We start from the raw sequence: 12,654 nt of genomic DNA on the forward strand, positions 1-12,654 counted from the left end.
TCGGGGCTTTTTCGTGCCATTCTTTAATAAAAACAAAAATATATTCAGTTTGCATCTTGTGCTGGCGCAGGAGGTTGAATACTGTTGCTAAAATAATGAGATACCCCTGCTGCGCATTCCTCCGGAGGAAGTTTCCATGACCGATGAACAAGGGCAAACGTTGCTATATACCTTGTTTGGCACAACCAGCCCTCATTGGCGTTTAACTTCAGATAGCGATGCGCTGCATTTTGCCGAAGATGAAAATGCCAATACCAATATGGCGGTGCCCCTGACGCCGGCTCAGGCCAGTCTGCTGCGTGCCATGACGGTAATTACTTCCAGCATCAACCTGACTCTTTCACTGCACGGCTCGCCAGTGCCGATGCACTTTGTCGGCCGTAAAGTGAATCAGTCCACCTGGGCCGGTACCGCATCCGCCTGGGGCGATACCTCGTCGGTGGCGCGCGATTTAACCCTTGGCCTCTCCTTCGCCGAACAGGTGGTGTCTGAAGCGAATTCGGTGATCGTCATCCTCGATCAGCGCGGCAACATTCAGCGTTTTAACCGCCTGAGCGAAGAGTACACCGGCCTGAAAGAGCAGGAAGTAATTGGCCGCAATGTGTTTCAGCTGTTTATGACCAAGCAGGAAGCGCAGGCGTCGCGCCGCAATATCGCCGGCTTCTTTCGCGACGGCAACTCCTACGAAGTGGAGCGCTGGGTTAAAACCCGAAAAGGTCAGCGACTGTTTCTGTTTCGTAATAAGTTCGTCCACAGCGGTAGCGGAAAAAATGAAATTTTCCTCATCTGTTCCGGAACCGACATCACAGAAGAGCGTCGGGCGCAGGAGCGCTTACGCGTTATGGCCAATACCGACACGGTGACCGGCCTGCCGAATCGCAACGCTATCCATCAGCAAATTAGCCTGGCACTGGAGCTGGCTAACGGCAGCCAGACCGGCGTGGTTTACCTCGATCTCGACAATTTTAAAAAGGTAAACGATGCCTACGGCCATATGTTTGGCGACCAGCTGCTGCAGGCGGTGTCGCTGGCGATCCTCAGCTGTCTTGGCAAGGACCAGACGCTGGCGCGCCTCGGCGGTGATGAATTTGTGGTACTGGCTGAGCACACCAGTCAGGCGGCGCTGGAGGCGATGGCCTCACGCATTCTGGAGCGGCTGCGTCAGCCGTTCCGTATCGGACTGATCGAAGTCTACAGCGGCTGCTCGATTGGTATCGCCCTCGCCCCGCTGCATGGTGAAGATCGCGAAAGTCTGATTCGTAACGCCGATACCGCGATGTACCACGCTAAAGAGAACGGGCGCGGCAAATTCTGCGTGTTCGCCAGCGAGATGAACCAGCGCGTATTTGAATATCTGTGGCTGGATACCAATCTGCGCAAAGCGCTGGAGCAGGATCATCTGGTGGTGCACTATCAGCCGAAGATCGATCGCGACGGTGAAGTGCGCAGTGCCGAGGCGCTGGTGCGCTGGAATTCACCTGAACGCGGCCTGGTGCCGCCTGGCGATTTCATCTCTTACGCGGAAGAGTCCGGACTGATTGTGCCGCTCGGGCGCTGGGTGATGCTGAACGTGCTGCAGCAAATCGTTAAATGGCGCAGCGAAGGCATTTACCTGCGCGTCGCAGTGAACGTTTCCGCCAAGCAGCTGATCGACCAGAGCATTTACAGTGACCTGAAACAGGCGCTGAGCGAAGCGGGCATCAGTGAGTGCCCGATAGACATCGAGCTGACGGAAAGCTGCCTGATCGAGAACGAGGCCGGTGCGCTGAAGCTGATGAAACAGTTTCAGGAGTTAGGCGCACAGGTGCATCTGGATGATTTCGGCACGGGCTACTCCTCGCTCTCCCAGCTGGCGCGCGTGCCGATCGATGCGATTAAGCTGGATCAAAGTTTTGTGCGCAATATCAACAAGCAACCGGTATCGCAGTCGCTGGTGCGCGCGATCGTTGCCGTGGCGAAAGCCCTGGATTTACAGGTCATTGCCGAAGGCATCGAAACCAAAGCCGAAGAGAAGTTTGTGCTGACCAACGGTGTCGATGGGCGTCAGGGTTATTATTATGCGAAACCAATGCCCGCAGAGCAGCTCGGGCATTGGCTGGCTAAGCATCCTGCCCGCGTTTAACGTCTTAGCGTACTGCTAACCGGCTTTGCGCAGTGATGCGCTGTGACGATTTTGCAGCTGTACCAGACGTTCCATGTAGGCAATATCTTTCGGTTCCAGCGTGAAAGCATAGTCGACCCAATCCTCAGTAATATCCATCAGTTCTGCCCGTGACAGCTGCAGCACGCGCTGTCGCGCTTTCAGCATGGCACGGACTCCATTCAGTTTTGGCCGCAGCGTATCGATGAAGGTACGAGTGGTGCGGTAGCTGTCACCGGGCTGGAACACTTTGTCGACCAGACCACGGGTTTCATACCACTCTGCGCTGTGCGACTCCCCTTCACAGATCAGCTCTTCGGCCAGCTTCATCCCGGAGCGGCGTGCCACCAGTGAGTAGCCGCCCATGCCGGGGAACAGGTTGAAAGCAATTTCCGGGAAGCCCATACGCGCACTGTTCTGCGCCAGAATGAAGTGGTGCGCCAGCGCTGCTTCAAAACCGCCGCCTAAGGCACTGCCCTCAATCATCGCCAGCGTCACTGCGCCGGTGTCAAAACCGCGGGCCGCCGAATGGATGCAGTCAACACAGGCGCGGGCGTAGGCGCGCAGTGCTTCACGGCGGTTGTTGCGAATGCATTCGACAAAGAAACGCAAATCGCCCCCGGCGTTAAACATCTGCGGCACCAGCGATCCGGTCACCCAGAAATCAATCGGCAGACCGGAACGCTGGGCGGCGTAGCTCAGGTTCATGATCTCCTCGATTAATTCGTGGTTGAAACTGGGGCGCGGCTGAGCACGCAGCATCATCCACATGGTGTGTCGACCTTCCTCATAATAGGCGGCGAGCTGGGTGGTTTGGCCGACTTCGGTAAACAGGCGGCAGGTTGGTTGGTTAATTACTGTCATCGTCTCATCCTCTATTTATGTGATGCGTTAAACGCCACATCAGCGTAATGCAGAGTGAGGCCAGACCAAATGAGAGTTTGATTTATAACGTAAAATCCAGAGAGATCCCCGAGCCCCTGCCTGAGGAAAGATTAGCGGGCTTACTTAATGACGGCGCAGCAGCCGGCAAGCGCATAAAAACGCTTAACGCATGGTGAATAAACGAAGCATCCACAGTCCTCGTCTCGTCCGGGCACGCAATCCCTTTAAATAAAAAAGGCACCCGCCGGTGCCTTGAGACAACATCACGCGCTCAGCCTTGCCCGTACCAGGCGTTCTTCCCGTGCTTGCGCAGATAGTGCAGGTCAAGCAGGGTCTGAGCGATAGGCGGCAGCTCCGCGCGCAGCTGCTCAGTGTGCAGCGCCATATAGGCCACCTCTTCCAGCACCACCGCACTGTGCACCGCACTATGTGCGTCTTTCCCCCAGGCAAACGGCCCGTGGGAGTTCACCAGCGCAGCAGGAATCGCGCCGGGCTCGATGCCGCGCTGCGCAAAGGTTTCAATGATGACCTGGCCGGTGTGCCATTCATATTCCTGCTCAATCTCTGCCCGATGCATCGCGCGGGTGCAGGGAATGGTGCCATAGAAATCGTCAGCGTGCGTGGTGCCCCATGCAGGGATGTCCCTGCCCGCCTGCGCCCAGATGGTGGCGTGGCGCGAATGCGTGTGCACGATGCCGCCAATCTCCGGCCACGCCAGATACAGTGCGCGGTGTGTCGCGGTATCCGAGGATGGCCGCAGCTGGCCCTCCACGACATTGCCGCTTTCCAGCTCGACCACCACCATGTCGTCGCGCTGCATCTGCTCATATTTAACGCCCGAGGGTTTGATCACCAGCAGCCCGCGCTCGCGGTCTACCGCACTGACATTGCCCCACGTAAAGGTCACCAGGTTGTAACGCGGCAGGTCAAGATTGGCCTCCAGAACCTGCTGTTTAAGCGCTTCCAGCATTGTGTTTACTCCGCCATACAGTCATCACTGAATTGTGCGGAGCCACCGGTAAAAACGTTATGGAGGGAATGGCTGGATTAGCAGCGGAAAGTGGCTAAAGCGGGTAAAGTGTGGGGTTTGATACGGGATCCGGATGGGGACACCACGTCGGGATTTCAGAGTTTTCTTTCTGCATACACATCCGCTTACGCCTAGAATTATCTCAAGCCTGCGGCGGTACCAAAATGGTCTTTGCCAGCAGCGTGAACAACGCGCGCAAAGGGCTGCGCGCCAGCGTGCAGGCTGAAGGAAAAGCACCGCCTGAGTGTATCGGGCGAACAACTTCAGGGCGTAACATCTATACTTAACGAGTTGCCTCTGAGCAAACCATCAAGGAGATGTCCATGACTACAACAATGAAACGCGTGACGGTTGCCGTGCTGGCAACGACGTTAGTGGTGGCCCTGAGCGGCTGTTCCAACTGGTCAAAACGTGACCGCAACACGGCGATTGGCGCCGGTGCCGGTGCCATTGGTGGATCGGTGCTCACCAACGGCAGCGCGCTGGGCACCGTCGGTGGCGCTGCGGTGGGCGGCATTATTGGCCATCAGGTTGATTAATAATAATATTGTAGCAGGCTACGCAGCGCATCTACGTCACATCGGGCCACCTTGCGTGGCCCGCTTTCATTAACCGCCCGCCAGTTTAACCTTCATACCTTTGGCTTCCAGCAGCGTTTTAAGCAAATCACGCTTATCGCCCTGAATCTCAATCACGCCCTCTTTCAGCGCCCCGCCGCAGCCGCACTTCTTCTTAAGCTCGGCCGCCAGCTTTGCCAGCGCATCATCATCGAGATCAATGCCGGTGATCAGGCACACGCCTTTACCTTTACGCCCGCTGGTCTGGCGCTGAATGCGCACGATGCCATCGCCTTTCGGTCGCTGCGGTTTCTCTTCGCTATGCGTAATACGGCCGGTTTCGGTGGAATAAACCAGCGGATTGTCCTGAGCCATTAGCCCTCCTGTAAACTGTGCAGGATTTGCTGCAGCGTCTGCGCCGGATCGGCAGATTGGGTGATCGGTCGCCCAATCACCATGTAATCCACACCGGCCTGTTGTGCCTGCTGCGGCGTCATGATGCGACGCTGATCGCCGGCCTCGCTACCCGCCGGGCGAATACCCGGCGTGACCAGCGCGAAATCCTGCCCGATAACCTGTTTGAAGTGCGCGGCTTCCTGCGCCGAGCACACCACACCATCAAGACCACACTCGCGCGTCAGTCGAGCCAGACGCTCAGCCTGTTGCGCCGGCGATAAGGTGATGCCAAGACCTTTGAGATCGTCTTCATCCATGCTGGTCAGCACCGTCACCGCAATCAGCAAGGGCGCATCACTGCCAAACGGCAGTAGCGCTTCGCGCGCCGCATTCATCATCCGCGCCCCGCCGCTGGCATGCACGTTGACCATCCACACACCGAGATCTGCTGCCGCTGCGACCGCATGTGCCGTCGTGTTCGGGATGTCATGAAATTTGAGATCGAGGAATACCTCAAAACCGCGCGCCTGCAACGTCTTCACCAGCGACGGTCCAAACAGGGTAAACATCTCTTTACCCACTTTCAGACGGCACTGGCCCGGATCGATACGGTCAACGAACTGCAGTGCGCTATTGAGATCATGATAGTCGAGTGCCACCAGAATCGGTGAGTGAGTAACAGGCATAACGTTTCCTCAGAGGCTGGCACCCGCAGGCGCGATGGACAAACGGCAAGCATTCTACCCGTGCAACCCGGCCACGACAACGTTGCGACGGCGATTGCCTTGCTGATTGACGAGGTGGTGCACAGTGCTGAAGCGTCGATGATAATTATTCTGTTAGTATGTTGTAACTACTATGCGTTATGAATAATCCCCGAACACGGCCAGCTTACTGGCCGTCGAGTCCGCGAATCGGTTTAACGGAAGACCAGGCGCGGCACGATGGACAGTGCCAGTAGAGGGCGTGCGCGGTGAAGCCGCACTTCTGACAGCGGTAGCGTGGTTTAGTACGAATCTGTTCGCCAACCATGTCGCGCAGCACCATCAGACTCTCTTTGGCGCGGCCATCTTCTGCCTCATGCAGGTGGAAATCCATCAGACGATGGAACACGCGCATGGTGGGATGGCGCTGCAGCTGACGGTTAATGTAAAGCTGAGCCGCTTCCGGCCCCTGCTGCTGCTCCAGAATGTCCGCCAGATAGAGTTCCGCCGCGGCACCGGTGTTCTCTTCAACGCAGCGTTGCAGGAACTGCGCCCAGCTGTCAGGCTGCTCCAGTCGCTGATAGCAGGTTTCCAGCATCGGCAGCGTTTCGCTCACCAGTTCTTTGTCCTGCTCCAGCACGCGCTGCAGCCGCTGCGCCGCTTTCGCGTATTCGCCCTGCTCCATCAGGATACGTCCCATCATGATGGAAACGCGCGCGCTTTGGTGGTCGGCCGCTTCACCCTTTTTCAGCAGGTTCATGGCACGATCGAGGTCGTCACTGCTCAGCGCCTGCAGCGCCAGCTCGCAGTAGAAATGGGCGATTTCGCCCTTTTGCTTATCCTTGCCGAGTTTTACCAGCCGCTCCGCCACCTCGATGGCTTTCTGCCAGTCGCTGGTCGCCTGATGAATCAGCAGCAGTTGCTGTAGCGCGCTGATGCGAAAATCAGTTTCATCGATCAGCTGACTGAACATGTCTTCGGCGCGATCGTACAAGCCGGCAGCCATGTAATCGCGTCCCAGCTGCTGAATGGCCAGCAAACGCTGATCGTAGGTCAGCGACGCGCTTTCCATTAACGACTGGTGAATGCGGATGGCGCGGTCGACTTCGCCGCGCGAACGGAACAGATTACCGAGCGTCAGGTGGGCTTCAACGGTACCGCTGTCCTCTTTCAACATATCGAGGAACAGATCGACCGCTTTATCCTGCTGATTAGAAAGAAGAAAGTTGACCCCTGCCACGTATTCGCGTGACAGACGGTTAGCTTCCTGTTGCTTATCCTGTTGCGCACTGCGGCGGCCCATATACCAGCCGTACGCCGCCGCGACAGGAAGAAGCAGAAACAGCAATTCAAGCATCGAACATTAATCCCGACGCACTGCAGTGGAGGTGCTATTTACCGCAGCAGATTGTTCATTTTGCGCCTGCATACGTTTCAGTTTGCGCTGTGCATGCGCCAGCGAAACACGAATGCGCAGCCAGAACAGGCCACAGATCGCCCAGCCCAGCAAAAATCCGGCACCAAACAGGCAGGCCAGCAAGGTTGAAATGCGGAATTCGCCCTGCGCCAGCAGATAGTTGAAGGTGACAATCTGGTCATTATGCGCTCCGAGCGTGACGGAGATGATGAAAATGACCAAAACCACGAGAAAAATCAGCAAATATTTCACAATGCGTCCTGTCGTGAGGTTATCCGGTAGAGTATGCCAAAAAAGTGCCGCCGTTGCTGCTTATCCGCGCAGCAGTTAGTGCCCTTTCTGCAAGTACAATCAATCATATGGGGGCAAAGGGAGAAATTACAATCCGTCATCGCGCCCGGCAATCTCACGCTGCTCTTCAGGTGGCACGCTGAGCGGGCCACAAAAGCGCTGCGCCAGCCAGGTTGCCAGCGTCACCAGCAGCCACGAGATCAGCGTCGCGACCACCAGATCGCGCGGCCAGTGCATGCCCAGTACCAGCCGGCTGCCCATGACCAGCGTCGCCCAGACAAACAGCACCACCACCGTAACGACATGCCGGCGCGGCCATAACAGGCCAATCACCAGCAGCGCCCAGCTGGCGGCAAACATGGTATGGCCAGACGGAAAAGCAAAGCCCGTCTCAAACGCCCAGTGATTTTTTAACCAGGCGGGCAGCTTTGTGTCATTGGCGAGCAAGGCGGACACCATTTCGCCGCGCTGCTGCCGTTTCAGCTGATAAAACTGCTGTTCGTTGACGCCGTGGCTGTGCTCAAGCCAGACCACATACGGCCGCGGCTCCTGCACCTGCTCTTTAATAAAGGTTTTGGTCGACTGACCAGCAAGAATCGCGCCGTTCATGATAATCAACAACAGAATGGCCGGCCGGAGGCGAAAGCGCAGGCACCACAGTACCCATCCGCTCAGAATCAGGCTGGTCAGCGTGCCCCACGGACTGGTGACGGTTTCGGTGATCCAGAACAGCACGCGCAACAGATGCCCGCTCTCCCCCGGTTGCCACTGCCAGCCGGAAAGCCATACGCCCAGCGGCATCAGCAATAATAAAAACGCGCCCAGCGTGGTGCGTTGCACAATTTTTAACATCTTGTCCCTTTATTGTTTCCCGACCTGACAGGCGTATTGCATAACTTTAGTTGAAAAAAGAATAACATACCCGTTGCGGCTTAGATAATTGTGCTTTATCACTACAATCACTCTGACTGATTAGCGGCCCTGGTTCAGGTTGTGGCACAATATCGGCAGTTTCGTCGGGCCAGTCTGGCCCGTGCGTTATCATGATGATAGCGCATCCTCTGAAGGTTCTGGAGAGTCACATGCAGCTGAAACGGGTAGCAGAAGCCAAACTGCCCACGCCATGGGGAGATTTCCTGATGGTTGGTTTTGAAGAACTGGCAACCGGCCACGACCACGTCGCGCTGGTTTATGGTGATATTAGCGATCATAATCCGGTGCTGGCGCGCGTCCACTCCGAATGTCTTACCGGCGATGCGCTGTTCAGCCTGCGCTGCGACTGCGGCTTCCAGCTGGAGGCAGCGCTGACCGCCATTGCGGAAGAAGGACGCGGCGTGCTGCTGTACCATCGTCAGGAAGGCCGCAACATCGGGCTGCTGAACAAAATTCGCGCCTATGCGTTGCAGGACAAAGGCTACGACACGGTGGAAGCGAACCACCAGCTGGGCTTTGCCGCCGATGAGCGTGACTTCACCCTGTGCGCCGACATGTTTAAACTGCTGGGCATCAATGAAGTGCGTTTGCTGACCAACAATCCGCGCAAAGTGGAGATCCTGTCAGAAGCGGGTATCAATATCGTTGAGCGCGTGCCGCTGATCGTTGGCCGTAACCCGAAAAATGCGCACTATCTCGATACGAAAGCCGAGAAGATGGGACATCTGCTGCCGAAATCGTAACGCGGCGGTGCGCCCTCGCGTCATGCACTTTCAGCGTCAATAATAAAGCCGGGCATGCCCGGCTTTGTTTTTAGTTGAGCATATTGCGTATCACATAATGCAGGATGCCGTCGTTCTGGTAATAGGTCAGCTCATTACCGGTATCGATACGACAACGAGTATCCAGCGTCTGCTGACTGCCGTCAGCCCGCGTCAGCGTCACCGGGACGCTGCAGCCGGGCTGCAGCTGTGCCAGATTTGCCACGTCGATACGCTCTTCCCCGGTCAGCTGCAGCGTCTTACGCGTTACGCCCGCCGGGAACTCCAGCGGTAAAATGCCCATGCCGATCAGGTTAGAGCGGTGAATACGCTCGAACGATTCGGCAATCACCACGCGCACGCCCTGCAGGCGCGGACCTTTCGCCGCCCAGTCGCGGCTGGAGCCGGAGCCGTACTCTTTCCCGGCGATAACCGCCAGCGGCACGCCCTCCTCCTGATACTTCATCGCCGCATCGTAGATAGCCAGCTGTTCCTGGCTCGGATAGTGCCGGGTATAACCGCCCTCGACGCCAGGCACCATTTCGTTGCGAATACGGATGTTGGCAAACGTACCGCGCATCATGACTTCGTGGTTGCCGCGTCGTGAACCATACGAGTTGAAGTCGTTACGCTCAACGCCGTGCGCCAGCAGATAACGCCCCGCCGGACTTTCCGCTTTAATGCTGCCAGCCGGGGAGATATGGTCGGTCGTCACCGAATCACCGAGCATCGCCAGGATGCGCGCGCCGTGAATGTCCTGCACCGGCTGGGGTGTTTTTTCCATATCGTCAAAGAACGGAGACAGACGAATATAGGTGGAGCCTTCGTCCCAGTCATAGGTGGCGGCTTCGCTGACTTTGATCTGCTGCCACTCAGGCGTGCCGTCGAACACCTCGGCGTACTCTTTATGGAACATGTCGCTGGTAACTTTCTGCACCGATGCGGCAATCTCTTCCGGCGATGGCCAGATGTCCTTCAGATAGACGTCTTTGCCCTGCTGATCCTGACCGATCGGATCAGTCTGCAGGTTGATCTTCATGTTGCCCGCCAGCGCATACGCCACCACCAGCGGCGGAGACGCCAGCCAGTTGGTTTTTACCAGCGGATGGATACGCCCTTCGAAGTTGCGGTTACCGGACAACACGGCACCCACCGTCAAATCGCCCTCTTTGATCGCGCTTTCGATCTCATCCGGCAGCGGGCCGGAGTTACCGATGCAGGTGGTGCAGCCGTAACCCACCAGGTTAAAGCCCAGCTCATCAAGATACGGGGTCAGCTGCGCCACGGCGAGATAGTCGGACACCACTTTTGATCCTGGTGCCAGCGAGGCTTTTACCCAGGGTTTACGCATTAGTCCGCGCTCGACGGCTTTTTTCGCCAGCAGGCCAGCCGCCATTAAGACGCTGGGGTTCGAGGTGTTGGTACAGGACGTAATCGCGGAGATCACCACGGCACCATCATCCAGCTGGATGCGGTCGCCGGTTTCACTGTCCAGATAGCTGACCGTTTTGTGCGGCTTCTGCGCGTGATTCACTTCCAGCTCGTTACTGGCGTCAAAGGCCGCCGGTACGTCGCCGAGGGAGACGCGATCCTGCGGACGCTTCGGACCGGCGAGGCTCGACTCTACTTCAGCCATATCCAGCGCCAGCGTGCTGGTGAAGATGGGTTCATCGCCCGGTTTACGCCACAGCCCCTGCTGTTTTGCATAGGCTTCCACCAGCTCAACCTGCTGCGCATCGCGCCCGGTGAGCGTCATGTAGCTGAGCGTGACTTCATCAATCGGGAAGAAACCGCAGGTTGCGCCATATTCTGGCGCCATGTTGGCGATGGTTGCGCGATCCGCCAGCGGCAGATCGGCCAGTCCGTCACCGTAGAATTCGACAAACTTACCGACCACCCCGTGCTTGCGCAGCATCTGCGTCACGGTTAATACCAGGTCGGTGGCGGTGATACCGGGGCGCAGTTTGCCGGTCAGCTTGAAACCCACCACATCGGGAATCAGCATTGAAACCGGCTGGCCCAGCATGGCGGCCTCAGCTTCAATGCCGCCTACGCCCCAGCCAAGCACGCCCAGGGCGTTAATCATGGTGGTATGGGAATCGGTGCCGACCAGCGTATCCGGATAAGCCACTGCTTTGCCGTCCAGCGTTTCATGCCAGATGGCTTTACCGAGGTACTCCAGATTGACCTGATGACAGATACCGGTGCCCGGCGGCACGACGCGGAAACGGTTAAAGGCTTTTTGCCCCCAGCGCAGGAAAACGTAGCGTTCGTGGTTGCGTTCCATCTCCAGGCGCACGTTTTCTTCAAACGCATCGTCATCGCCAAAGTGGTCGACCGTGACCGAGTGGTCAATCACCAGATCGACCGGTGACAGCGGGTTAACTTTCGCCACATCACCGCCCAGCCGCTTAACGGCTTCACGCATCGCCGCCAGGTCAACCACGGCCGGTACGCCGGTGAAATCCTGCATTAATACGCGTGCCGGACGATAAGCAATTTCGCGATCGGCATGTGCAGTTTGCTGCCACGCCACCAGCGCCTGAATATCTGCTGCCGTTACGGAATCTTCATCCTGCCAGCGCAGCAGGTTTTCCAGCAGAACCTTGAGGGATTTTGGTAAGCGATCGATATCACCGACCTGCTGAGCGGCTTTCGGCAAGCTGTAGTAATGATATTTTTTTGCCCCTACTTCCAGCGCATCCTGACTCTGCTCACGTAACGTTAACGACATAACTCCTCCTTTTATGGGCTCTTCTGCTAAACCTCAGAGAGTGCAAGGTTTAGCTTAAAGATAGACCACATTTTCGTTAACGTTTTGATAACAACACGAATTGACACACAAAACCGCAACGAAAAATGCCCTGACAAAAGTCAGGGCATTCAGAAAGCGTTAACTGGCAGGATTAGCGAATTACAGGACGGCCCAGACGGCCGCAGCCCAAAAGGCCATTGAGAAGGCATAAACGCTGAGCCATGAAAAAGTTGTGGTATTCATCTGTCACTCCTCCCGGATCGCGGGCAACAAAAAGCCATCGTCTTCAGCGTTGTACTGATGACACCGTTTTTTTAGATGCTGAGTGTTAAAGGACGGGCTTTTAACGTGCCCACCGGAGAGTCCGGTAAAATGCGCGACAGTATGTCTTAATAAGAATTGGACGCAGACTGCGTTATTTAGACTTCGGATCCATGAATGATTCAATAAAGCTGCGCTGCTGTTCACTCAGTTCCCATGAAGCCGGGATTGCCACTTGCGGTTCAGCAGGCGCGTCTTTGGCTTTGCACACCGGTGCTTTAGGCTGACGCGCAGCGACCGGATATTTACGACTGAGTGTATTTGCCCACATGGCTTAACCCCACATACGCCAAATCATTAACGCCACCACTACCCAGAACAGTGCTGAAGCAGCGAAGACAGTCAACCAGGCTTTGCGACGGATGTTACCTGAACGCTCTACCTTGGTGCTTTTAGCCCGGAAGTCCGGTTGTACAGTTAATCTCGTAGTCATAGTTTTTGATAATCACTCTCAATAAAACGAT

General features: G+C 56.5%; 13 protein-coding genes. 3 read left to right on the plus strand and 10 right to left on the minus strand.

Annotated features, from left to right (window positions below):
- The first annotated feature begins 136 nt into the window (after positions 1–136).
- Positions 137–2,122 (plus strand): cyclic di-GMP phosphodiesterase, encoded by a 1,986-nt coding sequence (gene pdeR, locus CBW22_RS15985; RefSeq protein WP_058758614.1) that lies wholly within the window; start codon positions 137–139, stop codon positions 2,120–2,122.
- 15 nt (positions 2,123–2,137) lie between these two features.
- On the opposite strand, the gene CBW22_RS15990 is transcribed toward pdeR, so the two are convergent.
- Complete coding sequence (locus CBW22_RS15990) at positions 2,138–3,004, minus strand: crotonase/enoyl-CoA hydratase family protein (RefSeq protein ID WP_021505954.1); 867 nt, start codon at positions 3,002–3,004, stop codon at positions 2,138–2,140.
- A gap of 292 nt (positions 3,005–3,296) precedes the next feature.
- Positions 3,297–3,995 (minus strand): L-ribulose-5-phosphate 4-epimerase, encoded by a 699-nt coding sequence (gene araD, locus CBW22_RS15995; protein ID WP_088517172.1) that lies wholly within the window; start codon positions 3,993–3,995, stop codon positions 3,297–3,299.
- Between the two features lie 383 nt (positions 3,996–4,378).
- On the opposite strand from araD, the gene osmB reads away from it, so the two are divergent.
- Positions 4,379–4,594 (plus strand): osmotically-inducible lipoprotein OsmB, encoded by a 216-nt coding sequence (osmB, locus tag CBW22_RS16000; RefSeq protein ID WP_031279061.1) that lies wholly within the window; start codon positions 4,379–4,381, stop codon positions 4,592–4,594.
- Positions 4,595–4,663: 69 nt separating this feature from the next.
- On the opposite strand, the gene yciH is transcribed toward osmB, so the two are convergent.
- The 5 genes from yciH to pgpB all read right to left on the minus strand — a co-directional run bounded on the left by yciH (position 4,664) and on the right by pgpB (position 8,272).
- Positions 4,664–4,987, minus strand: a complete 324-nt coding sequence (gene yciH / locus CBW22_RS16005) for a stress response translation initiation inhibitor YciH (RefSeq protein WP_021505951.1) — start codon at positions 4,985–4,987, stop codon at positions 4,664–4,666.
- On the minus strand, positions 4,987–5,694 hold the full coding sequence (gene pyrF, locus CBW22_RS16010) for an orotidine-5'-phosphate decarboxylase (protein ID WP_021505950.1): 708 nt from the start codon (positions 5,692–5,694) through the stop codon (positions 4,987–4,989). Before pyrF ends, yciH begins: the two co-directional genes overlap by 1 nt.
- Positions 5,695–5,899: 205 nt before the next feature.
- Positions 5,900–7,069, minus strand: coding sequence for a lipopolysaccharide assembly protein LapB (lapB, locus tag CBW22_RS16015; protein ID WP_021505949.1), 1,170 nt, complete (start codon positions 7,067–7,069; stop codon positions 5,900–5,902).
- Between the two features lie 6 nt (positions 7,070–7,075).
- On the minus strand, positions 7,076–7,381 hold the full coding sequence (locus CBW22_RS16020) for a LapA family protein (RefSeq protein WP_058771279.1): 306 nt from the start codon (positions 7,379–7,381) through the stop codon (positions 7,076–7,078).
- Between the two features lie 126 nt (positions 7,382–7,507).
- A complete protein-coding gene (gene pgpB / locus CBW22_RS16025) occupies positions 7,508–8,272 on the minus strand; it encodes a phosphatidylglycerophosphatase B (protein WP_021505947.1) in 765 nt (254 codons plus the stop codon).
- A 230-nt stretch (positions 8,273–8,502) separates the two neighbouring features.
- On the opposite strand from pgpB, the gene ribA reads away from it, so the two are divergent.
- A complete protein-coding gene (gene ribA / locus CBW22_RS16030; protein WP_058758620.1) occupies positions 8,503–9,096 on the plus strand; it encodes a GTP cyclohydrolase II in 594 nt (197 codons plus the stop codon).
- Positions 9,097–9,166: 70 nt separating this feature from the next.
- Here the strand turns inward: ribA and acnA are convergent, their stop codons facing one another.
- From acnA to CBW22_RS16040, 3 genes are all read right to left on the minus strand, one after another.
- Positions 9,167–11,848, minus strand: a complete 2,682-nt coding sequence (gene acnA, locus CBW22_RS16035) for an aconitate hydratase AcnA (RefSeq protein WP_088517173.1) — start codon at positions 11,846–11,848, stop codon at positions 9,167–9,169.
- A gap of 436 nt (positions 11,849–12,284) precedes the next feature.
- Positions 12,285–12,461 carry a hypothetical protein gene (locus CBW22_RS26370; RefSeq protein ID WP_176428134.1) on the minus strand — a complete coding sequence of 59 codons (177 nt, stop codon included), beginning with the start codon at positions 12,459–12,461 and terminating at the stop codon, positions 12,285–12,287.
- 3 nt (positions 12,462–12,464) lie between these two features.
- On the minus strand, positions 12,465–12,623 hold the full coding sequence (locus CBW22_RS16040) for a YmiA family putative membrane protein (protein WP_071813666.1): 159 nt from the start codon (positions 12,621–12,623) through the stop codon (positions 12,465–12,467).
- Positions 12,624–12,654: the final 31 nt, after the last annotated feature.

The sequence above is a fragment of the Pantoea sp. VS1 genome (genome assembly GCF_002207995.1).
Classification (GTDB): Bacteria; Pseudomonadota; Gammaproteobacteria; order Enterobacterales; family Enterobacteriaceae; genus Pantoea; species Pantoea dispersa.

What these genes read in the sequence shown, in the direction of transcription:
- pyrF (WP_021505950.1), bottom strand. Translation starts at nt 5,694, where the DNA reads ATGCCTGTTACTCACTCACCGATTCTGGTGGCACTCGACTATCATGAT.
- lapB (WP_021505949.1), bottom strand. Translation starts at nt 7,069, where the DNA reads ATGCTTGAATTGCTGTTTCTGCTTCTTCCTGTCGCGGCGGCGTACGGC.
- osmB (WP_031279061.1), top strand. Translation starts at nt 4,379, where the DNA reads ATGACTACAACAATGAAACGCGTGACGGTTGCCGTGCTGGCAACGACG.
- pgpB (WP_021505947.1), bottom strand. Translation starts at nt 8,272, where the DNA reads ATGTTAAAAATTGTGCAACGCACCACGCTGGGCGCGTTTTTATTATTG.
- CBW22_RS26370 (WP_176428134.1), bottom strand. Translation starts at nt 12,461, where the DNA reads ATGTGGGCAAATACACTCAGTCGTAAATATCCGGTCGCTGCGCGTCAG.
- yciH (WP_021505951.1), bottom strand. Translation starts at nt 4,987, where the DNA reads ATGGCTCAGGACAATCCGCTGGTTTATTCCACCGAAACCGGCCGTATT.
- araD (WP_088517172.1), bottom strand. Translation starts at nt 3,995, where the DNA reads ATGCTGGAAGCGCTTAAACAGCAGGTTCTGGAGGCCAATCTTGACCTG.
- CBW22_RS15990 (WP_021505954.1), bottom strand. Translation starts at nt 3,004, where the DNA reads ATGACAGTAATTAACCAACCAACCTGCCGCCTGTTTACCGAAGTCGGC.
- CBW22_RS16040 (WP_071813666.1), bottom strand. Translation starts at nt 12,623, where the DNA reads ATGACTACGAGATTAACTGTACAACCGGACTTCCGGGCTAAAAGCACC.
- ribA (WP_058758620.1), top strand. Translation starts at nt 8,503, where the DNA reads ATGCAGCTGAAACGGGTAGCAGAAGCCAAACTGCCCACGCCATGGGGA.
- pdeR (WP_058758614.1), top strand. Translation starts at nt 137, where the DNA reads ATGACCGATGAACAAGGGCAAACGTTGCTATATACCTTGTTTGGCACA.
- acnA (WP_088517173.1), bottom strand. Translation starts at nt 11,848, where the DNA reads ATGTCGTTAACGTTACGTGAGCAGAGTCAGGATGCGCTGGAAGTAGGG.